Raw genomic sequence first — 21,995 nt, forward strand, 5'->3', positions numbered from 1 at the left:
CCTGAGCGACGCCCCGCACATTCCCGTCCTGCTCGACGAAGTCCTCGACGCGCTCGCCATCGCCCCCGGCGAGACGCATGTCGACGGCACGTTCGGCGCGGGTGGTTATACCCGCGCGATGCTAGGGCGCGGCGCGAAGGTCGTGGCCTTCGATCGCGATCCCGATGCGATCGCGAACGGCCAGGCGCTGGTCGCCGCTGAGCCGGGAATGACCCTGATCCACCACGAATTTTCGGGGCTGGACCAGGAACTGGACGCTCGCGTCGATGGCGTGGTGCTGGATATCGGGGTGTCCTCGATGCAGCTCGACCAGGCGGAGCGCGGCTTTTCCTTCCAGGGCGACGGGCCGCTCGACATGCGCATGGCGCAGGCGGGCGAGTCGGCGGCCGATTTCCTGAACACCGCCGACGAAGCCGCGATCGCCGATGTCCTCTATCATTACGGCGAGGAGCCGCGTTCGCGCCGCGTCGCGCAGGCGATCGTCGCCGCGCGTCCGCTGACCCGCACCGGCGAGCTGGCCGCGGTGGTCCGCCGCGCGCTGGGCTATCGCCCGCATGACAAGAAGGACCCGGCGACCCGGACCTTCCAGGCGATCCGCATCCATGTGAACCGCGAGCTGGACGAGCTGGCCGAAGGACTGGCCGCGGCCGAGCGTGCGCTGAAGCCGGGTGGTCGCTTGGCGGTGGTGACGTTCCACAGTCTGGAAGATCGCATGGTCAAGCGCTTCTTCCGCGAGCGTGCCGGGCAGATGCCGGGGGGGTCCCGCCATCTGCCCGAACAGGCGGCGGCGCGGGCGCCCAGCTTTGCCCAGGTCGGCAAGGCGGTGCGCGCCGGCGAAGCGGAACTGGCTCGCAATCCGCGCGCGCGATCGGCGACGCTGCGTTTTGCGACGCGTACGGAATCCCCGGCCTGGTCGGCGGAAAAGGGTAGGGCGCCGGGGGGCGAGTTGAGTCAGGAGTTTGGCGTATGACGGCGGCGTATCGGTTGAGGGGGATAGGGTGGTTCGGGAGCTGCGTCGCAGTCGTCCTGGGATTCTACCTCGTCTCCTTGCAGGTGGCGGCGGAGCGCAAGAAGCTCGACGACGTCAACGGCCGCATCGCCGCTGCGCAGCGGGACATCCGCGCGCTGGAGACCGAGTTCGACACCCGCGCCAACCTGGTCCAGCTGGAAAAGTGGAACGGCGACACGCTGGCGCTGATCGCGCCGGTGGCGGGCCAGTTCGTCGGTGACGAGGCGCAGCTGGCCTCGCTCGACGTGACGCGTGGCCCTGCCGAGAGCGCGGTCCAGACCGCCGCGCTGCTTGTCCCCTCGCAGCCCGCCCCCGTCGTCGTGCAGCCGGACGCCGTGGCTGCCGCCGCCACGCCTGCCGCCCCGGCCAAGCCCAACGCGCCCGCCCCCGTCGTCCGTCTCGCCAAGGTCGACCTTCCCAAGCCCCAGATCGTCCAGGCCGTGTCCGAGCATGTCGTCAGCGGCAAGAAGGCCAAGCCCGCGCCGCTCGCCACCGTTCGCACCGCCGCCGCCGTCGCGAAGGTTCGCCCGGAAGCGGTGGCGATGCTCGACCGCCAGCTGCTCTCGGACACGACGCTGGGTGACATTCTGAAAGGCGCCAAGACCGAATCGCGGCGGCGGCGTTGAGCGTTCTGGTCGCGCGTCCCACAGGCACGCAGCGTACCGCCGGCCAGCGCCACGCGCTGGTCGCGACGACGCACATGCGCCTGATGATGCTAATGATGCTGTTCGGTGCGGCGGTTCTCGTCGTCATCGGGCGGCTGATGCTGCTGGCGGTGTTCGCCGGACCCGCCGATGCGGCGACGCGAACCGCCACGCTGGCGGCGCGCGGTGACATCGTCGATCGCAACGGTGCGCCGCTGGCGCGTACGATCGACAGCTGGACGATCGCGGTCCACCCGAAGAAGCTGATCGGCGATCCGATGGAAATCGCCGCGCGCCTCGCCGCGCTGATGCCCGATCGCGGCGATCAGGCCTGGTTCTATGGCCAGCTGACCCGCAAGGCCAATTTCGTCTATCTGCAGCGCCGTGCCAGCCCCACGCTGGTCGAACAGGTCAACGCCATCGGCGAGCCCGGCCTGGTCTTCGATCGCGAGACGCAGCGCCTGTACCCGCAATCCTCGCTCGCCGCGCATGCGCTGGGCTTCCTGTCGACCGACGGGCATGGGATGAGCGGCATGGAGCGCGTGCTCGACGAGCGGCTGCTGAACCCGGCGCAGGCGGGCAAGCCCGTGGCGCTGTCGATCGACACCCGCGCCCAGGCCGCGCTGGAAAGCGAACTCGGCCGGGCGATGAACACCTTCTCGGCGCGCGGCGGAGGCGGCATCATCCTGGACGTGCACACCGGCGAAGTGATCGCGATGGTCTCGCTGCCCACCTTCAACCCCAACCGGGTCGGCATGGCGGGCAGCGAGGAACTGCGCAACATCACGACGCAGAGCGTGTTCGAGCTGGGTTCGACCTTCAAGCCGATCACCATGGCGGTTGCGATGGAGAATGGCGTCGTCACCTCGACGCAGCGGCGCTTCGACGCGACCCATCCGCTCAAGGTCGGGAACTATACCATCCATGACGAAGCGGGCGATCCCAAACGCTGGCTGAACATGGCCGAGACGCTGATGTATTCGTCCAACGTCGCGACGGCGCGGATCGCCGACGAGATCGGGCCGCAGCGGATGCAGGCGATGTTCAAGAAGCTAGGCTTCGATACCAAGCCCGATATCGAACTGCGCGAAAAGGGGCGTCCGCTGCTGCCCACCTATTGGGCGCGCACGACGACGATGACGACGGCTTACGGCCACGGCATCGCGGTGACGCCGCTGCACCTGGCCTCGGCCTATGCGGCGCTGGTCAATGGCGGCATCTGGCGGCCTGCGACGCTGATGAAGGTCGCGCCGGGCCATGCGGCAGCGGGGCGTCGGGTCATCAGCGAGGCGACCAGCTACAAGATGCGGCAGATGCTGCGCCTGATCGTGATGCGCGGCACGGGGCGCAAGGGCGATGCGCCGGGCTACCGCGTCGGCGGCAAGACCGGCACCGCCGAGGCGGCGGTCGCGGGCGGCTATGATCGGTCGCGCAACGTGGCTACCTTCGCGGCGGCGTTCCCGATGGATGCGCCGCGCTATGTGGTGGTGGCGATGCTCGACTCGCCAAAGGGTACGAAGGAGACGTTCGGGTGGAAGACCGCAGCCTGGAACGCCGCCCCCGTGGTCGGGCGGACGATCACGCGGGTCGGCGCGATGTTGGGCGTGGTGCCCGATGCCACCAAGGATATCGACGAGTCGGATATCCTGCCGACCCTGTGGCAGGACCCGAAGTCGCCGCCGGTGGATGGACGATGAGGGGCGCGGCATGAAGCTGAACCAACTGACCGGAAACGATCACGAAGAGGGCGGTGACGCCCTCGTCTCCGGATTTGCGATCGACCACCGCAAGGTCGCGCCGGGCACCATCTTCGGCGCATTCCAGGGCGCGCGGGTGAACGGTGAGGATTTCATCGCGGATGCGGTGCGCAGTGGCGCCGTCGCGGTCGTTGCGCGACCGGGTGTGAAGGTCGAGGGGGCGGTCCATATCGCCTCGGACGAGCCGCGCGCCGCCTTTGCCCGGCTGGCGGCGGCGTTCTTCGCGCCCTTCCCGGCGACGGCGGTGGCGGTGACCGGCACCAACGGCAAGACCTCGACCGTCGAGATGACGCGCCAGCTGTGGCGCATGGCGGGTCACCACGCCGCCTCGATCGGGACGCTGGGCGTAACCACCGCCGACGAGCGGACCTATACCGGGCTGACCACGCCCGATGTCGTGACCTTTTTGTCCAACGTCGCTGGCTTGGCGCGCGAGGGCGTGACCCATCTGGCGTTCGAGGCGTCGAGCCACGGCCTGACCCAGTATCGTACCGAAGGGCTGGAGGTGTCGGCGGCGGCCTTCACCAATTTGTCGCGCGATCACCTCGACTATCATGGCGACATGGGAGCCTATCTGGCCGCCAAGATGCGGTTGTTCTCCGAAGTGCTGTCGCCGGACGGCACGGCGGTCGTCTGGGCCGACGTGGTCGAGAGCGGCCGCGTGATCGATCTGGCGCGAGCGCGCGGCAACAAGCTGGTGACGGTCGGCACGCGCGGATCGACGCTGAAATTGGTCGAGCGGCATCCGACCCTGTTGGGCCAGGGGCTGGTGATCGAGGATGAGCATGGCCAGACGCACAAGGTCCAGCTGCCGCTGATCGGCGCCTATCAGGCGGCCAACGCGCTGGTCGCCGCCGGGTTGGTATTGGCGACCGGGGGCGATGTCGCGACGACCGTCGCCAACCTGGCACGGCTTCAGCCGGTCCGCGGGCGGCTGGAGCGGGCGGCCATCGCACGGAGTGGCGCGCCGGTCTATGTCGACTATGCCCATACCCCCGACGCGATCGAGGCGGCGATCGCTGCACTCAAGCCACATGCGGGCGGACGGCTCATCGTCGTACTGGGCGCGGGCGGCGACCGCGATCCGGGCAAGCGCGAGGCGATGGGGCAGGTCGCCTCGATGCACGCCGACCGGGTGATCGTGACCGACGACAATCCCCGCACCGAAGACCCCGCCGCGATCCGCGCGCAGGTGATGCGCGGCGCGACCGGCGCGATCGAGATCGGCGACCGTCGCGCGGCCATTGCCGCCGCTATCGCCGAGGCGGGCGAGCAGGACATCGTGCTGATCGCGGGCAAGGGGCATGAACAGGGCCAGATCGTCGGTGACCTCGTCCTGCCCTTCGACGACGTGACCGTCGCGCGGGAGTGCGCGGCATGAGCGCCCAGGCTCCGACCAAGACGCCCCCGAACGACAAGGCCGATGCCGCACAGCCGGAGGCGCCCGTGCGGGCCCGCCCCAAGCTGTCGCTCCATTATGGCGCAAAGACCCCCGAGGAGCGCAAATGACCCTGTGGACCGCGCAGGAGATCGCGGCCGCGACCGGCGGAACCGCGTCCGCTGACTTCGCCGTATCGGGCGTTGCCTTTGACAGTCGGGAGGTCGGCCAGGGCGATCTGTTCGTCGCCATGTCGGGCGAAGCGACCGACGGCCACCGCTTCCTTGACCAGGCATTCGCGCAGGGCGCGGCGGGGGCTTTGGTCAGCAATCCGACCGACCATCCCCATGTCCGCGTCGCCGACAGCTTCCGCGCGCTCGAAGACCTGGCCCGTGCCAGCCGCGCCCGGACGCAGGCGACGATCATCGGCGTCACCGGATCGGTCGGCAAGACCAGCGCCAAGGAAGCGCTCTACGCCGCCCTCGAACGCGGTTGGCGGGGAGCGGTGCATCGTTCGGTCAAGAGCTACAACAACCATACCGGCGTGCCCTTGAGCCTCGCGCGGATGCCGCGTGATTGCCAAGCGGGCGTGTTCGAGATGGGGATGAACCATGCGGGCGAACTGTCCGCGCTGACCGCGATGGTGCGTCCGCACATCGCGATCGTTACCGCCATCGCGCCCGCGCACACCGAGTTTTTCCCGGACGAATCCGCCGTTGCCGATGCCAAGGGCGAGATTTTCCAGGGGCTTCAGCCCGGCGGCACCGCGATCATTCCCTATGACAGTCCGCACCGCGACCGGCTGATCGCGGCGGCCAGGCCTTATGCCGACCGCATCGTGACCTTCGGCTTCGACCCCGCCGCCGATGTCCGCGCGGTCGAGGCGATGCGCGGCCCCACCGGCGGCAGCTTCGTCACCGCCAAGCTGGGCGACAAGGAACTGAATTTCACCTTGTCCCAGCCGGGGCGGCATTGGGTGTCCAATGCCCTCGCGGTGATCGCCGCCGTGGATGCGGCGGGGGGCGATCTGGGGCTGGCCGGGTTGGCGCTGGCCGAACTGGGTGGCCTTGCCGGACGCGGTGCGCGGTTCCGGGCCGCCAATGGCGCACTGGTCATCGACGAAAGCTACAACGCCAATCCCGCCTCGATGCGCGCGACGCTGGCGGTGCTGGCCGAGGAGCCCGGCCGCCACATTGCGATACTGGGCGAGATGCGCGAACTGGGCGAGGACTCCGCCGATTATCACGCCGGGCTGGCCGAGCCGATCCTCGCGGCGCGCGTCGAATGGGCGCTGCTGGTCGGCGAATCGATGGCGCCGCTGGCCGCCGCGCTTGAGGGGCGGGTCAATTTCGTCCATGTGCCGGATGCGAAGGCCGCGCGCGAGGCGCTGGCCGCTATCATCGCACCCGATGACGTGGTGCTCATCAAGGGGTCGAACGGCGTGGGGCTGTCGCGTGTCGTCGCGGCCCTGCGGGACGATCCCGCAACGGGCGGGGCGTGAGTTAGATGCTGTACTGGATCGCGGAGTATCTCGGTTTTCCGGGGCTTCTGAACCTCATCCGTTACCAGTCGTTCCGCACCGGCGCGACGGTGGCGACCGCTTTGTTCATCGGCCTTATCATCGGGCCCCGCTTCATCGGCTGGCTGCGCGTCCGCCAGGGCAAGGGACAGCCGATCCGCGCCGACGGGCCGCAGACGCACCTCGCCAAGCGCGGCACGCCGACCATGGGCGGGCTGATGATCCTGACCAGCATGACGCTGTCGATCCTGATCTGGATGAACGTGTTCAATCCGTTCGTCTGGGCCTGCCTGTTCGTGACGCTGGGGTTCGGCGCGATCGGCTTCCTCGACGATTACGACAAGGTGCGGAAAGCCTCGACCGCGGGCGTGTCGGGCAAGACCCGGCTGCTGCTGGAGTTCGCCATTGCGGGTGTCGCGGCGTGGATCATCATGGGGCAGAACGGGCCGCATCTGTACCTGCCCTTCACCTCGCGCATGTATCTGGATCTGGGTTATTTCTACCCGCTGTTCGCCGCCTTCACGATCGTGGCGTTCGGCAATGCGGTGAACCTGACCGACGGGCTCGACGGTCTGGCGACCATGCCGGTCATCATCGCCAGCGTCGCGTTCATGGTCATCGTCTATCTGGCGGGCAACGTGAAATTCGCCGATTACCTCGGCATCCCGCATGTGCCGGGCGCGGGCGAGCTGGCGATCTTCTGCGGCGCGGTGGTGGGCGCAGGGCTCGCCTTCCTGTGGTTCAACGCGCCCCCGGCGGCGGTGTTCATGGGCGACACCGGCAGCCTGGCGCTGGGCGGCGCGCTCGGCACCATCGCGGTCGTCGCGCATCACGAGATCGTGCTGGGCATCATCGGCGGCCTGTTCGTGGTCGAGGCGCTGTCGGTTATCATCCAGGTCTTCTTCTATAAGCGAACCGGCAAGCGGGTGTTCCGCATGGCGCCGATCCACCATCATTTCGAACAGCTCGGCTGGTCGGAGCCGACGGTCGTGATCCGCTTCTGGATCATCGCCTTCGTGCTGGCGCTGGCGGGCCTGTCGACGTTGAAGCTGCGATGATCGTTTCGCGCGACTGGGCGGGAAAACGGTACGCGGTGCTGGGGCTTGCACGCTCCGGCGCCGCGACCGTTTCGGCGCTGTTGGCAGGCGGGGCGAGCGTGGTGGCGTGGGATAGCGACCCAGCCAAGTGTGAGGCGATCCTCCCCGGTACGGGGAGGGGGACCAGCGAAGCTGGTGGAGGGGGCGTTCCGCAAGGGGCACCCTTTGCCGAAGCCCCCCTCCACCCCCAGCCTGCGGCTGGCGGTCCCCCTCCCCGTGCCGGGGAGGATCTGGTGATTGCCGACCTCGACACGCTCGACCTGTCCGGTTTCGACGCGCTGGTCGTGTCGCCGGGGGTACCGCTCAACACCCATCCGCTGGCCGCCGCGGCGCGGGCGGCGGGGGTGCCGGTGATCGGCGATATCGAGCTTTTCGCACAGGCCCGCAAAGACCTGCCGCCGCACAAGGTCGTCGGCATCACCGGCACCAACGGCAAGTCGACCACGACCGCGTTGGTCCACCACATCCTGAAGACGGCGGGCGTGCCGACCCTGATGGGCGGCAATATCGGCCTGCCGATCCTGGGACAGGAGCCTCTGCCCCAGGGCGGGGTCTATGTCCTGGAACTGTCCAGCTATCAGATCGACCTGACGCAGAGTCTGGACTGCGACGTCGCGGTGTTGCTGAACATCACGCCCGACCATCTCGATCGTTATGATGGGTTCGAGGGGTACGCAGCGTCGAAGGCTCGATTGTTTTCGATGCAGTCGGCCGGGCGCAACGCTGTGGTCGATGTCGTCTCGGCCGCAGATCATGATGCTTTGCGCGGTTCAAAGGGCGTGGTTGCGAGCTTTATCGAGGATGCTTTCGACTTCAAACCTATTAAAGATAGCGAACAGCGCGAATGGCCCGCCTTGCAGGGGCCACATAACCGGCACAACGCCCGTGCCGCCGTCGAAATATGTGATATTCTCGGTCTCGATCTCCATACCATTCGGATGGGACTGCGCACCTATGCCAGCCTGCCGCACCGGATGCAGCACGTCGCGACCCGGAATGGCGTGGCGTTTGTGAACGACTCGAAGGCGACCAACCCGGAGTCGACCGCTCCCGCACTGGCGGCCTTTCCCCGCGTCCACTGGATTGTCGGTGGCAAGCGCAAAGGCGACGACCTCGACGCCTGTGCCGCGCATCTGGATCATGTCGTTGCGGCCTATACGATCGGCGAGGCCGCGCCGTTGTTCTTCGATCTGCTGAAGGAAAAGATCCCCGTGGTCGAGCAGTCGGGCACGCTGGAGGCGGCCGTTGCCCATGCCGCCGCCGCCGCGCAGCCCGGTGATACGGTGCTGTTGTCACCGGCCTGTGCCAGCTTCGACCAGTTCCGCGATTACGAAGCGCGCGGCGACGCCTTCCGCGCGGCGGTGGAGGCCCTGGCATGAGCGAGCGCGCACCCAAGACCCCGCGTCCCGGCCTGATCGGATCGATCAAGGGGCGTGGCGGTCGTGGCGACCGCTCGCCGCTGGGCACCTGGTTCTGGGATATCGACCGGGTGCTGCTGCTGCTCACGCTGTTCCTGATCGCGATCGGCCTGATCGCGGTCGCCGCCGCCAGTCCGGCCACGGCGATCCGCTATTCGGGTGAGCATCGCAAATTCGCGCCGCTCTATTATTTCTGGCGGCAGGTGATGTGGGTCGGCGTCTCGCTGCCCGTGCTGTTCGCCGTCTCGATGCTGCCGGTCGTCACCGCGCGGCGCATGGCGGTGCTGGGGACGGCGGTGCTGATCGGGGTGCTGGCGCTGACGCCCTTTATCGGGGTGTCGATCAACGGCGCGCGGCGCTGGGTCGGGTTCGGCATCGCGCAATTCCAGCCGTCCGAGTTCCTGAAGCCGATGTTCATCGTGACGACGGCCTGGATCTTGTCGCTGCGGGCCAAGGAAAAGGACCTGCCCGCCACGCTTATCACCATGGGCATGACGGCGCTGGTCGCCGGGCTGCTGATGCTGCAACCCGATTTCGGCCAGACGATCGTCTTCTGTCTGGTCTGGATCGCGCTGCTGATGATCTCCGGCACGCCGATGCGGGTGATGCTGGCGATCGGATCGCTGGCGCCGATCGGGCTGGTCACCGCCTATATGTTCTATGGCGTGGCGCGCAGCCGCATCAACGCCTTCCTGTTCCCCGATGTCGATGGCGAGGGCGCGGCCGACCATTTTCAGGTCAACGCCGCGCACAACACGCTGACGGCGGGCGGCTGGACGGGCACGGGGCCGGGGGGCGGCACCGCCAAGTTCGGCCTTCCGGAAGCGCATACCGACTATATCTTTTCGGTGATCGGTGAGGAATTCGGACTGATCGCCTGTTCGATCATCGCCCTGGTGTTTCTGGCGATCGTGGTGCGCGTGTTCGTGAAGCTGCTTGACGAACAGGACGAGTTCAAGCTCTACGCCGCCTCCGGGCTGGCGGTGCAGTTCGGCGCGCAGGCGCTGATCTCGATGGCGGTGAATACGGGGCTGGCCCCGTCCAAGGGGATGACCCTGCCGTTCATCAGCTATGGCGGCTCGTCGATGATCGCGCTGTCGATCGGGATGGGGTTGTTGCTGGCGTTCACCCGGCGCAATCCGTTCCTGACGCGCAGCCCCTATATAGTCAGGTGGAGCGGGCAATGAGCCGTCACTTCGTCCTCGCCGCCGGGGGTACCGGCGGTCACATGGTGCCCGCCGCCGCGCTCGCGGCCGAGCTGACCCGGCGCGGCCACCGCGTGGCGCTGGTTTCGGACGCGCGCGGCGTTCGCTTCCCGGGGCTGTTCGAGGATATCCAGACGCATGTCCTGCCCGCCGGGCGCTTTTCGGGCGGGCCGATCGGCTGGGCCAAGGCGCTGCGCGAGATGTGGCGCGGCCGGGCGATGGCGCGCGAACTCTACAAGACCTTCCGCCCGGCGGCGGTGATCGGTTTCGGCGGCTATCCGGCCATGCCCGCACTTCTGGCGGCGTTTGCGGAAGGCATCCCCACCGCCATCCACGAGCAGAACGCCGTGCTCGGCCGGGTCAACCGGCTGGTCGCGGGCAAGGTCGATGCGATCGCGCTATCCTATGAGGAGACGCAGCGGCTGAGCGCCAAGCACGCCGAAAAGACCCGGCTGATCGGCAACCCGGTTCGCGATCAGGTGCTGGCGCTGCGTGCGCGGCCCTATCCGCTGCTGGAGGAGGACGGCATCTTCCGTGTCCTCGTTACCGGCGGCAGCCAGGGGGCGAGCATCCTGAGCCAGGTCGTGCCTGATGGCCTAGCGATGCTGCCCGTCACCTTCCGGCGGCGGTTGCAGGTGACCCATCAGGCGCGGATCGAGGATATCGACGCGGTGCGCGCGAAGTACGCCGAGCATGAGATTCCAGCCGAACTCGCCACCTATCTCCCCGACCTGCCCGAACAGCTGGCCTGGGCGCATCTGGTGATCGCGCGCGCCGGGGCCTCGACGCTGGCGGAGCTGACGGTCGCGGGCCGTCCCGCGATCCTGGTGCCGCTGCCTAGTGCGACCGACGATCACCAGACGGCGAACGCGCGCGAGATGACGAAGGCGGGCGGCGCGCGGACCATCGCGCAGGGCGACTTCACGCCGGTCGAACTCGCCAAGCAGATGCAGAAGCTGGGCCTCGATCCGGCGGCGCTGGAGAATGCGGCGGGGCGGGCGCGGAACTGCGGACGGCCGGAGGCGGCGAGCGATCTGGCCGATCTGGTCGAGAGCCTCGATTCCCCTCGCATGGTATTGCCGGTCGGCAAGGCACAAAGGAAAACCAATTTGGCGGGAGCAGGCGCATGAAGGGCGTCGCCACGGATATCGGCACGATCCACTTCGTCGGCATCGGCGGCATCGGCATGTCGGGCATTGCCGAGGTGATGAAGAATCTCGGCTACCGTGTGCAGGGCTCCGACGTGGCCGAGGGCTATGTTGTGCAGGGCCTGCGGGACAAGGGCATTCCGGTCGCGATCGGCCACGCCGCCGACAATCTGGGCGATGCGGCGGTCGTCGTTACCTCGACCGCGATCACCCGGTCGAACCCCGAGGTCGAATCCGCACTCGAACGCCGCATCCCGGTGGTGCGCCGGGCGGAAATGCTGGCCGAGCTGATGCGGCTGAAGTCCACCGTCGCGGTGGCGGGCACGCATGGCAAGACGACGACGACCTCGATGGTCGCGGCGCTGCTGGATGCGGGCGGGGTCGACCCGACCGTCATCAATGGCGGCATCATCAACAGCTACGGCTCGAACGCGCGCCTTGGCGCCTCCGACTGGATGGTCGTGGAGGCTGACGAGAGCGACGGCAGCTTCCTGCGCCTCGACGGTACGATTGCGGTCGTGACCAATATCGACCCCGAGCATCTCGACCATTATGGCTCGTTCGACCGGGTGAAGGACGCGTTCGTCGAATTCGTCGAGAATGTGCCTTTCTACGGCGCGGCGCTGCTCTGCCTCGACCACCCCGAGGTGCAGAACATCCTGCCGCGCGTGCGTGACCGGCGCGTCGTGACCTATGGCTTCTCGGCGCAGGCGGACGTGCGCGGCGTCAACGTCACGCCGATCCCCGGCGGCAATCGTTTCGAGGCGATCATCCGACACCGCGACGGCTCCAGCCGCTCGATCGAGGGGATCGAGCTGCCCATGCCCGGCCGCCACAATGTCCAGAATGCGCTGGCCGCGATCGGCGTCGCGCTGGAGCTGGGTATCGACGACGCGACCATCCAGCAGGGCTTCGGCCAGTTCGGCGGGGTCAAGCGGCGTTTCACCAAGGTCGGCGAGATCGCGGTGGACGGCGGCACGGCGACCGTCATCGATGATTATGGCCATCACCCGGTCGAAATCCGCGCGGTGCTGGCCGCCGCGCGTGAAGGCGCACGCGGTCGCGTGATCGCGGTGGTGCAGCCGCATCGCTTCACCCGGCTCGGCAATTTGATGGAGGAGTTCCAGACCGCCTTCAACGATGCCGATCGCGTGCTGGTGACGCCGGTCTATGCGGCGGGCGAGCAGCCCATCGAGGGCGTCGACGCCTCCGCGCTGGTCGAGGGGCTGAAGCGGCGCGGGCATCGTTCGACTGCGACGGTGGCGGATGCTGATGCACTGGCCGAGGACTTGGCGGGCTCGATCCGCGCGGATGACATGATCGTCTGCCTGGGGGCGGGCGACATCACCAAATGGGCGGCGGGCCTGGCGGACGCCATCGAGGCGCGCCGATGAACCTGCCCGACACCGCTGGCCGACTGACCCCGGCAGCGCCGCTGGCGCCGCTCGTGTGGTTCAAGGCGGGCGGACCGGCCGAATATCTGCTCGAGCCCAAGGACGTCGATGACCTGTCGGCGTTCCTGAAGGCGCTCGGGGGCGAGGTACCGGTCATGGCGCTGGGCCTCGGCTCCAATCTGATCGTGCGCGACGGCGGCGTGCCGGGTGTCGTGATCCGTCTGGGCAAGCCGTTCAGCTATGCGCGGGCAGGGGAGGGGCACCGCATCACCTGCGGTGGCGGCACCTCGGGCATCCTCGTCTCCTCCAACGCGCGCGATGCAGGCATCGGCGGGCTGGAGTTCCTGCGCTCGATCCCCGGCACGGTCGGCGGGTTCGTCCGGATGAATGGCGGGGCCTATGGACGCGAGGTGGCGGACGTGCTGGTCTCCGCCACGGTCGTCCGCCGCGACGGGACGGTCGAGACGCTGGGCGTCGCGGACCTCGAATATACCTATCGTCACTCCAACCTGACCGACGGTACGGTGGTGGTCGAGGCGACGTTCCGCGGCCACGCCGCCGAACCGGCCGACATCCAGGCCGAGATGGACCGCATCGCCGCCGCGCGCGAGGCGTCGCAGCCGCTGCGCTCCAAGACCGGCGGCTCGACCTTCAAGAACCCGGAAGGCCACAAAGCCTGGGCGCTGGTCGATGCGGCGGGCTGTCGCGGGCTGACGCTGGGCGACGCGCAGGTGTCGGACAAGCATTGCAATTTCCTCCTGAACCTCGGCAACGCGACGGCGGCGGAGATCGAGGCGCTGGGCGAGGATGTCCGGGACAAGGTCAAGGCCCAATCGGGTGTGACCCTGGAATGGGAAATCCAGCGCGTCGGGGTGGCGAAATGAGTGTCGCCTTCCCATTCCTCCCCATCTTCGATGGGGAGGGGGACCGCCGCGAAGCGGTGGTGGAGGGGCGAGGGGCTTGCCCCTCCACCACGCTCTGCGAGCGCGGTCCCCCTCCCCAGGCAAGCTTGGGGAGGATTGAAGAAGATTCCACGCCAACAACAAGGATCGCGTGATGCATATCGTCGTACTGATGGGCGGCTGGTCGGCGGAGCGGCCGGTGTCGCTGATGTCGGGCGCGGGCGTTGCCGATGCGCTGGAGCGGAACGGCCACCGCGTGACCCGGATCGACATGGACCGCGATCTGGCCGCGAAACTGGTCGAGGCCCAGCCCGATCTCGTCTTCAACGCGCTGCACGGCTCGCCCGGCGAGGACGGCACGGTGCAGGGGATGCTCGACCTGATGGGCATTCCGTACACCCATTCGGGCCTTGCGACCTCGGTCATCGCGATCGACAAGGTGCTGACCAAGCAGGCGCTGGTCCCGCACGGCATCCCCATGCCCGGCGGCCGGATCGTGAAGTCGGAGGAGCTGTTCGCCGCCGATCCCCTGCCGCGTCCCTATGTGCTGAAGCCGGTCAATGAGGGCTCGTCGGTCGGTGTGGCGATCGTCACCGACACCAGCAACCATGGCCAGCCCATCGCGCGCGACGCCGCCGGTCCCTGGGCCGAGTTCGAGGAATTGCTGGCCGAGCCCTATATCCGGGGCCGCGAGCTGACCACTGCCGTGCTGGGCGGCCGGGCGCTGGGCGTGACCGAGTTGAAGCCCAAGAACGGCTGGTATGATTTCGACGCGAAATACACCGACGGCCTGACCGAGCATGTCTGCCCCGCGCAGATTCCCGACGACATTGCCGAGGCGTGCAAGGCGCTGGCGCTGGAGGCGCACCGGATCCTGGGCTGTCGCGGGGCTTCGCGCTCCGACTTCCGCTGGGACGACGAGCGCGGCGTCGACGGGCTGTTCCTGCTGGAGGTCAACACCCAGCCGGGCATGACCCCGCTCAGCCTGGTGCCCGAACAGGGTCGCCATGTCGGCATGGATTATGACGCCGTGGTCCAGGCGATCGTCGACGAGGCGCTGCAATGGTATAAGGATCAGGCGGGATGAGCCGCACGATCAAGCGCGGCCCGCCGCCGCGCCGTCCGGCCCCGCGTCGCCGACAGCCGGTCAAGCGCGTCACGTTGGCGCAGCGCCTGCTGGCCAAGGTGCCGGTCAGCGAGGAAACGATCAAGAAGGCCGTCACCTGGACGATCCTGGGCGGCGCGGGCGCGGCGGTGTTGGCGGTCGCGACCTATGTCGGCGTGCCGGGCATGATCGGCACCGCGATCGCCGAAGAGGCGGGCCATGCCGGTTTCCGCGTCCAGCAGATCGAGGTCACGGGCCTGAAGCGCATGGACCGGATGACCGTCTATGCCGTCGCGCTCGACCAGCAGAGCCGGGCGATGCCGCTCGTCAATCTGGAGGATGTCCGCGCCAAGCTGCTCCGCTATGGCTGGATCAAGGACGCGCATGTCTCGCGCCGCCTGCCCGATACGTTGCTGGTCGATATCGACGAGCGCAGCCCGGCGGCGGTGTGGCAGGACAATGGCCAGCTGACCCTGATCGACGCGAGCGGCGTGCTGCTGGAGCCGGTGCGCCCCGAGGCGATGCCCGACCTGCCGCTCATCATCGGGCCGGGCGCGAATTTGCAGGAGCCCGCCTATCAGGCGCTGCTGTCCGCCGCCCCCGCCCTGAAGCCGCGCGTGAAGGCGGCGACGTGGATCGGCAATCGGCGCTGGGACATCACCTTCGACAGCGGCGAGACGCTGGCCTTGCCCGAGGACGGGGCGGGCGCGGCGCTGATGAAGTTCGCGGCGATGGACGGCTCGCGGCCGCTGCTCGGGCGCGGCTGGCTGCGCTTCGACATGCGCGACCCCACGAAGCTGGTTGCGCGCAAGCCCGGATTGAATCAGAATCACGCGCTGGCCGAACCGGCGCAGGCCGGGGAAGCCACCGGGCCGGAGGGCAACGCCACAGAGGCGTCCGGCACCGGGGAATCACAGGGGTAGCAGGACCATGGCAAAGATTGCACCCGAGGGGCTGATTACCGCGCTCGACATCGGATCGTCCAAGGTGTCGGCGCTGATCGCGCGCAAGGGCGATGGCGGCGAGTTGATCGTGCTGGGCACCGGCCAGCGCGAGAGCCGGGGCGTCAAGCGCGGCTATATCGCCGATATGGGCGCGACCGAGGCGGCGGTGCGCGAGGCGGTTGAGCAGGCCGAGCGGATCGCAGGGCTGAATATCGAGAATGTCTGGGTCGGCTTTTCGGCCGGGGGCCTGGTGTCCGATGTCGCCGAGGTCGAGTTCGAGCTGGGCGGCCATCAGGTCGAACAGGGCGATATCGACGCATTGCTGGCGGCGGGGCGCAACTCGATCGACCCGCAGGGGCGGATGGTGCTCCACGCCCAGCCCGCGCTCTACACGCTCGACGGGCTGACCGGCGTGAAGAAGCCGCTCGGGCTGCACGCCGACCGGCTGGGTGTGCACATCCATGTCGTTGCCGCCGACGGATCGCCGGTGCGCAACCTCGATCTTTGCGTCCGCTCGGCGCATCTGGAGGTGAAGTCGATCATCGCCGCGCCGGTGGCGACCGGGCTGGCCTGCCTATCCGACGAAGAGCGCGAACTGGGCGTCGCGCTGGTCGAGATGGGGGCGGGGATCACCAATGTCTCGCTGTTCGCGGGCGGCATGCTGGTGGGGCTCTGCTCGCTGCCGATGGGCGCGGCCGATATCACCGACGACGTCGCGTCGGCCTTCGGTACGCGGCGGCAGATGGCCGAGCGGATGAAGTGTTTCCACGGCTCGGCCAATGCCAGCCCGCGCGACAATCACGACATGCTCCAGGTGACGCCGATCTCTGCGGAGGATGGCGGCGACACGATGCAGATCACCAAGGCGCAACTGATCGGCGTGATCCGCCAGCGGCTGGAGCATCAGATGGGCGAGATCCGCAAGGCGCTCCAGCATCTGAAGTTCGAGGGGCCGGTGGGGCGCCAGGTCGTGCTGACCGGCGGCGGCGCGGAGTTGAAGGGCATTGCCGATTATGCGCAGCAGGCGCTGGGCCGCTCGGTTCGGATCGGCCGACCGCGCGGGCTGACCGGCCTGCCCGATGCGCATGGCGGACCCGCTTTCGCGACGCTCGCGGGCCTGGCTTTCTATGCCGCGACCGACCCGATCGACCTGCGCAGCATCCCGGCGGTGAACCAGGCGGTGCACCGGCCCAGCGGCATGGGGCTGTTCCGGCGGCTGATTCAGGCGGCGAAGGCAAATTATTAAGCAAAACTGCGCGACACTGGGCAGTTTTGGGTTGGCACCGGGCCGGTCGCTGGTGCACTAACAGTTATTCAGGGGCCCGGTCTTAGCGTATCGACCGGGAACGGCGGAGTAGAATTGGGATGAGCATCGAATTCATCGCACCCGAGGTCGACGAGCTGACGCCGCGTATCGCGGTCATCGGCGTCGGCGGTGCCGGCGGCAACGCGATCGCGAACATGATGCGCGCCGAGGTGCAGGGCGTGGATTTCCTCGTCGCCAATACCGATGCGCAGGCGCTGAAGCAGTCGATCGCCCCGCGGCGTATCCAGTTGGGTGCCAAGATCACCCAAGGCCTGGGTGCGGGCAGCCGTCCCGAGATCGGCCGTGCGGCGGCCGAAGAGACGATCGACGACCTGTCGAAGCTGCTCGAGGGCAGCCACATGTGCTTCATCGCGGCGGGCATGGGCGGCGGCACCGGCACGGGTGCGGCGCCGGTCATCGCCAAGGCGGCGCGCGACATGGGCATCCTGACGGTCGGCGTCGTGACCAAGCCCTTCGCCTTTGAAGGCAATCGTCGCGCCAAGTCGGCCGATGGCGGCATCGAAGAGCTTCAGAAGTACGTCGATACCCTCATCGTCATCCCGAACCAGAACCTGTTCCTGATCGCCAACGCCAACACGACCTTCAAGGAAGCGTTCGCGATGGCGGACGAGGTGTTGCAGCAGGGCGTGCGCGGCATCACCGACCTGATGGTCATGCCGGGTCTCATCAACCTCGACTTCGCCGACGTCCGCTCGGTGATGCAGGAGATGGGCAAGGCGATGATGGGCACCGGCGAAGCCACCGGCGACAATCGCGCGATCGAGGCGGCGCAGAAGGCGATCGCCAACCCGCTGCTCGACGGCGTGTCGATGCAGGGCGCCAAGGGCGTCATCATCTCGATCACGGGCGGCGACGACATGCGCCTGCTCGAGGTGGACGAGGCGGCGAATCACATCCGCGAGCTGGTCGATCCGGAAGCGAACATCATCTGGGGTTCGGCCTTCAATCCCGAGCTGGAAGGCCGCATCCGCGTGTCGGTCGTCGCGACCGGCATCGACGCCGACGTCAAGGTCGCACCGTCGCCTTCCGAGGCGAACCGCAGCGGCTTCAGCATGGGCGGCATGGCCCGCAAGTCGGACGAGACGTCCAGCTATCGCCCCAGCGAGCCCAGCGCGCCTGCGCCGCAGGCCAGCGCCACTCCGGCGGCCCCCGCCGAGCAGCCGAGTGCGGCTCCGGCCCCTGCGCCCGCGCCGGTCGCGGCCCCCGTCGCGTCGAGCAGCGCGGCGTCGGTTGTCAAGCCTGCGCCCGTTCCGGCTCCCGCGCCGGCGGCCGATGACGAACTGGTGCTGGGTGCGGACACGATCATGCCCGCTCCGGCAACGCCGTCGCACCCCGCCGCCGTCGAGCCCGCGCCCGGCAGCGACGAAGCCCGTCGCCGCTGGCTGGCTCCCGGCAGCGAAGCCGGGGAAGTCCCTGCGCAGCCCGCACCGCGCGTGAAGCTGGGCGGCACGCTGTTCGAGCGTATGTCGAACGCGGCGCGTGGTGCGCAGCGTGACGAGAATGCGCAAGGCGGGGCGGACTCGTCGCTCGACATTCCGCGCTTCCTGCATCGGCAGAACAACCAGTAACTTTCTGCCCGGTGTGCCGGGCAGAGCATCGGAAAGAAGGCCCGGGCGAGGGATCGCGCGGGCCTTTTTTTGTTTGGGCGGCGGCGGCTGATGTTTTTGCGCGTGGCAGGCCCTCCCCCCAACCCCCTCCCGCCTGCGGGAGGGGGAGCGCGCGTTGCGAGGGCAAGGGCTTAAAAACTCCCCTCCCGCAGGCGGGAGGGGCTGGGGGAGGGCACAGCCACAAGGTGCTCAGCTCGGAGATATCTCGCTAGGTCCGCCAACCTCCCCCCTATTGGTCGACCGTGCGGAGCGATCGGGCGCGTGAGGCTCGCCTTAGCCATTGCCGCCGCCCACGAAACACGCTTTATGGGCCATGGTCCCATGACGTTCGCAATTTTTCCCCGCGCTTCGCTCGCGCTCGCGTTGGCCCTCGCCGCCGCGCCCGTGCCCGTTCTCGCACAGGAAGTGGTTCAGCCGCTTCCCGGCACCACCGATGCCGACAAGCTGGGGGACGTGATGCGCCGCGTCGCGCAAAATCCCCGCAATGTCGATGCGCTGGTCGAGGCGGCGGATCTGTCCATCCATCTCGACGACCTGTCGGGTGCCGCCTCGCTGTTGGCGCGCGCCGAAAAGGTCGATCCGCGCGATCCGCGGATCAAGGCGGGCATGGGGGCGATCCTGGTCCGATCGGAACGGCCGGGCGAGGCGCTGCGCTACTTCACCCAGGCCGAAGCCGCAGGCCTGCCGCCCGCGCGCTTCGCGGGCGACCGTGGCCTCGCTTATGACCTGGTCGGCGATCAGGCGCGGGCGCAACGCGATTACCGGCTGGCGCTGGCCAATGCGCCCACCGACGAGATCATACGCCGCTACGCCCTGTCGCTCGGTATTTCCGGGAAGCGGGATCAGGCGCTCGAACAGCTCGATCCGCTGCTGCGCAAGACCGACCGCGCCGCCTGGCGGGCGCGCGCCTTCATCCTGGCGATGGGCGGCGACCTGCCCGAGGCGACGCGGATCGCCTCGACCATGATGCCGCCGCAGCTGGCGCAGGGGCTCCAACCCTTTTTCCAACGGCTGCCGAGCCTGCCCGCCGTCGACCGCGCCTTTGCCGTCCATTTCGGCGAGACCCGCCCGACTCCCGAACGGCTGGCCGATGCGAAGCTGGCCCCGAACCTGCCGCCGTTGACCCCAGAGGCGCCGGTGGCGCTCGCCTCGTCCCCCGTGACCACGCCTGCGCCGCTGGCGACGCGTGAAGTTCGGCGGCGCGGCGGTCGCAATTCGCGTGGGGCAGCAAGTGCGGTGAATACCGCGCCGGTCACTTCCGCACCGACGCAAATGGCGTCGACGATGACCCCGCGCGTCGCCGCCGCCGCAGCGCCGACGGTCCAGCCTTTGCCCCAAACGCAGACGCCCTCCCAGACCCAGCCGCAGCCGGGCTTCACGAGCGCCTTGCCGACGGCATCGGCAGCCCGGGCGCCGGTCGAAATGGCATCGAACACCACACGGCCAGCGATCCAGCCGCTGCCCGCCGCGCCGACGACGACTCCGGCGACATCGGCTCCGACGACGCCCGTCACGACCGCCACCGCGATGGTCCAGCCACTGCCTGCCGCTGCTCCGGCGGCCCCGCCGCTCCAGATGGTGCAGACCGTTCCAGCGCCCGACCCCGTGCCCGTCAAGCCTGCACCCGTCGCCACCGCGATGGTCCAGCCGCTGCCGAGCAAGGCCGAGGATGAGACGCCGTCGAACCGCCCGACGCGGGTCGCCACACGCCGCACGCCGCCGACGCCCGCTCGCTCGGCACGCGAGGATTCGGTGCTGGCGCGGATCGTCGCCAATCTCTCGATCCCGGCCTCCGAACTGGGCGTCGAAGGCCCCGAGCGGCCCGCCGCCATTGCCGCCGCAACGCCGGTGAGCAGCGGTGCGCAACGTGTCGTCGCCGAGGCGCGGAGCAAGGCGGAACGCGACAAGCAAGCGCGCGAAAAGGCCGCCGAGACGGAGGATGTCGCCCCCCGCGCGCCCACCGCCGCCGAGCGCAAGGCCGCCGCCGCCAAAGCCGCGGCCGAGAACAAGGCGCTGGCCGCCAAAAAGGCCGAGGCCGAGAAGAAGGCGCTTGCCGCCAAGGAAGAGGCCGAGGAAAAGAAGCGCGCCCGTGCCAACCCCGAGCGGATCTGGGTCCAGGTTTCAGGCGGGGCGAATGAGGACGATCTGCCCAAGGCCTGGGCCGCGACAAAGGCCAAGGCGCCCGAGTTGTTCGCCGCGCGCAAGGGGTATAAGACGCCGAACCGCGCGACCAACCGCGTCCTGACCGGCCCGTTCAAGACCGATGCGGAGGCGCGCGCCTTCGTCAACCAGCTCGCCAAGAAGGGCGTATCGGCCTTTCCCGTGACGAGCGATGCAGGGCAGGCGGTGACGCGGCTCGACGCCAAGTGAGCCGCTACGCCCCCTGGGCTTCCGATCCCGAACACAGCCGCGGCCGCCGACATGACGAGGCCTCGGGGCTGGCGCGGGGACCGCGCGACGCGTTCCAGCGCGACCGCGACCGGATCATCCATTCGATCAGCTTCCGGCGGCTGCGCCACAAGACGCAGGTCTTCATGGCGCCCGACGGCGACCATTTCCGCGTCCGCCTGACCCACAGCCTGGAGGTCGCGCAGATTGGCCGCACGATCGCACGCACGCTGGGGCTGAACGAGGACCTGACCGAGGCTTTGTGCCTGGCGCACGATATCGGTCATCCGCCCTTCGGCCATGCGGGCGAGGATGCGCTGAAGGCCGCGCTCGCCGATCATGGTGGGTTCGATCATAACGGCCATACGCTGCGCACCCTGACCGAGATCGAGCGACCCTATCCCCGTTGGGAGGGCCTGAACCTCAGCTGGGAGACGCTGGAGGGGCTGGCCAAGCATAATGGCCCGGTGCGCCATCCCGGCTGGGCCTTGCAGGAGGCGGATGCGGGTTTTCCGCTCGACCTGGACAGCCATGCCTCGCTGGAGGCGCAGGTCGCGGCGCTGGCGGACGATATCGCGTACGACAATCACGATATCGACGACGGCCTACGCGCCGGGCTGCTGACGCTCGACCAGTTGCTGGCAGTGCCGCTGGTGGCGCGGGGCTGGGATGCGGCACGGGCGCAGTTTCCCGATGTCACACCCAAAAGGCTGGCGAGCGAACTGATCCGCTCGCAGATCGGGGTGATGGTCAACGACCTGGTCGCCGAAACCCGAACCCGCATCGCCGAAAGCGGGGTAGGGGACGTGGCCGACGTTCGCGCGGCGGGCCGGGCGCTGGTCGGCTTTTCCGATGCGATGCGGATCGAGGAGCGCGACCTGAAGCGTTTCATGTACGCCAATCTCTACCACCATCCGCTCCAGCTGGCGGCGGCCGATGCGGCGCACGGCATCGTGAAGGGCCTGTTCGCGGCCTATCATGCCGATCCGGCGCAGCTGCCCGAGGAATGGCGCGAGCGGTTGCCGGGGGAAGAGCCCGCACGCAGCCGGCATATCGCGGACTTTATCGCCGGGATGACGGATCGTTATGCGGTTCGGTGTTACCGCGAGGTGGTGGGCGACATCGACCTACCGGAGGGGTTCTGACGGCGCCG

18 protein-coding genes are annotated in these 21,995 nt (G+C 68.6%); all 18 read left to right on the forward strand.

Going from position 1 to position 21,995, the window contains the following annotated elements; all coding sequences use genetic code 11:
• Position 1 precedes the first annotated feature (1 nt).
• Positions 2–970: a 16S rRNA (cytosine(1402)-N(4))-methyltransferase RsmH gene (gene rsmH / locus AC1GI4_RS15715; protein ID WP_479630436.1), complete on the forward strand. Its 969-nt coding sequence runs from the start codon at positions 2–4 to the stop codon at positions 968–970.
• Positions 967–1,635, forward strand: a complete 669-nt coding sequence (locus tag AC1GI4_RS15720) for a hypothetical protein (protein WP_479630125.1) — start codon at positions 967–969, stop codon at positions 1,633–1,635. The genes rsmH and AC1GI4_RS15720 overlap by 4 nt, the downstream gene beginning before the upstream one ends.
• Complete coding sequence (locus tag AC1GI4_RS15725) at positions 1,632–3,350, forward strand: peptidoglycan D,D-transpeptidase FtsI family protein (RefSeq protein WP_479630126.1); 1,719 nt, start codon at positions 1,632–1,634, stop codon at positions 3,348–3,350. The genes AC1GI4_RS15720 and AC1GI4_RS15725 overlap by 4 nt, the downstream gene beginning before the upstream one ends.
• A gap of 10 nt (positions 3,351–3,360) precedes the next feature.
• Entirely contained in the window at positions 3,361–4,791 is a 1,431-nt protein-coding gene (locus AC1GI4_RS15730; RefSeq protein WP_294274974.1) for a UDP-N-acetylmuramoyl-L-alanyl-D-glutamate--2,6-diaminopimelate ligase, read from the forward strand.
• Positions 4,788–4,919, forward strand: coding sequence for a hypothetical protein (locus AC1GI4_RS15735; RefSeq protein WP_294274975.1), 132 nt, complete (start codon positions 4,788–4,790; stop codon positions 4,917–4,919). Before AC1GI4_RS15730 ends, AC1GI4_RS15735 begins: the two co-directional genes overlap by 4 nt.
• Positions 4,916–6,289: a UDP-N-acetylmuramoyl-tripeptide--D-alanyl-D-alanine ligase gene (locus AC1GI4_RS15740; protein ID WP_479630127.1), complete on the forward strand. Its 1,374-nt coding sequence runs from the start codon at positions 4,916–4,918 to the stop codon at positions 6,287–6,289. The genes AC1GI4_RS15735 and AC1GI4_RS15740 overlap by 4 nt, the downstream gene beginning before the upstream one ends.
• Positions 6,290–6,294: 5 nt before the next feature.
• On the forward strand, positions 6,295–7,365 hold the full coding sequence (mraY, locus tag AC1GI4_RS15745) for a phospho-N-acetylmuramoyl-pentapeptide-transferase (RefSeq protein ID WP_479630128.1): 1,071 nt from the start codon (positions 6,295–6,297) through the stop codon (positions 7,363–7,365).
• Positions 7,362–8,783, forward strand: coding sequence for a UDP-N-acetylmuramoyl-L-alanine--D-glutamate ligase (gene murD / locus AC1GI4_RS15750; protein WP_479630129.1), 1,422 nt, complete (start codon positions 7,362–7,364; stop codon positions 8,781–8,783). The genes mraY and murD overlap by 4 nt, the downstream gene beginning before the upstream one ends.
• Positions 8,780–10,009, forward strand: a complete 1,230-nt coding sequence (locus AC1GI4_RS15755; RefSeq protein WP_294274978.1) for a peptidoglycan glycosyltransferase FtsW — start codon at positions 8,780–8,782, stop codon at positions 10,007–10,009. Before murD ends, AC1GI4_RS15755 begins: the two co-directional genes overlap by 4 nt.
• A complete protein-coding gene (murG, locus tag AC1GI4_RS15760) occupies positions 10,006–11,157 on the forward strand; it encodes an undecaprenyldiphospho-muramoylpentapeptide beta-N-acetylglucosaminyltransferase (protein ID WP_479630130.1) in 1,152 nt (383 codons plus the stop codon). Before AC1GI4_RS15755 ends, murG begins: the two co-directional genes overlap by 4 nt.
• Positions 11,154–12,569 carry a UDP-N-acetylmuramate--L-alanine ligase gene (gene murC, locus AC1GI4_RS15765; protein WP_479630131.1) on the forward strand — a complete coding sequence of 472 codons (1,416 nt, stop codon included), beginning with the start codon at positions 11,154–11,156 and terminating at the stop codon, positions 12,567–12,569. The genes murG and murC overlap by 4 nt, the downstream gene beginning before the upstream one ends.
• A complete protein-coding gene (murB, locus tag AC1GI4_RS15770; RefSeq protein WP_479630132.1) occupies positions 12,566–13,453 on the forward strand; it encodes a UDP-N-acetylmuramate dehydrogenase in 888 nt (295 codons plus the stop codon). Before murC ends, murB begins: the two co-directional genes overlap by 4 nt.
• A 172-nt stretch (positions 13,454–13,625) precedes the next feature.
• The gene (locus tag AC1GI4_RS15775) at positions 13,626–14,558 is read left to right on the forward strand and encodes a D-alanine--D-alanine ligase (RefSeq protein WP_479630133.1); all 933 of its coding nucleotides are present in this window, start codon (positions 13,626–13,628) and stop codon (positions 14,556–14,558) included.
• Positions 14,555–15,499, forward strand: coding sequence for a cell division protein FtsQ/DivIB (locus AC1GI4_RS15780; protein ID WP_479630134.1), 945 nt, complete (start codon positions 14,555–14,557; stop codon positions 15,497–15,499). Before AC1GI4_RS15775 ends, AC1GI4_RS15780 begins: the two co-directional genes overlap by 4 nt.
• 7 nt (positions 15,500–15,506) lie before the next feature.
• The gene (ftsA, locus tag AC1GI4_RS15785; RefSeq protein WP_294274930.1) at positions 15,507–16,766 is read left to right on the forward strand and encodes a cell division protein FtsA; all 1,260 of its coding nucleotides are present in this window, start codon (positions 15,507–15,509) and stop codon (positions 16,764–16,766) included.
• Between the two features lie 119 nt (positions 16,767–16,885).
• A complete protein-coding gene (ftsZ, locus tag AC1GI4_RS15790) occupies positions 16,886–18,415 on the forward strand; it encodes a cell division protein FtsZ (RefSeq protein ID WP_479630135.1) in 1,530 nt (509 codons plus the stop codon).
• Positions 18,416–18,775: 360 nt separating this feature from the next.
• Positions 18,776–20,824, forward strand: a complete 2,049-nt coding sequence (locus tag AC1GI4_RS15795; RefSeq protein ID WP_479630136.1) for a tetratricopeptide repeat protein — start codon at positions 18,776–18,778, stop codon at positions 20,822–20,824.
• Positions 20,821–21,987 (forward strand): deoxyguanosinetriphosphate triphosphohydrolase, encoded by a 1,167-nt coding sequence (locus tag AC1GI4_RS15800; RefSeq protein WP_479630137.1) that lies wholly within the window; start codon positions 20,821–20,823, stop codon positions 21,985–21,987. Before AC1GI4_RS15795 ends, AC1GI4_RS15800 begins: the two co-directional genes overlap by 4 nt.
• Positions 21,988–21,995: the final 8 nt, after the last annotated feature.

The sequence above is a fragment of the Sphingomonas sp. 77B genome, assembly GCF_056497825.1.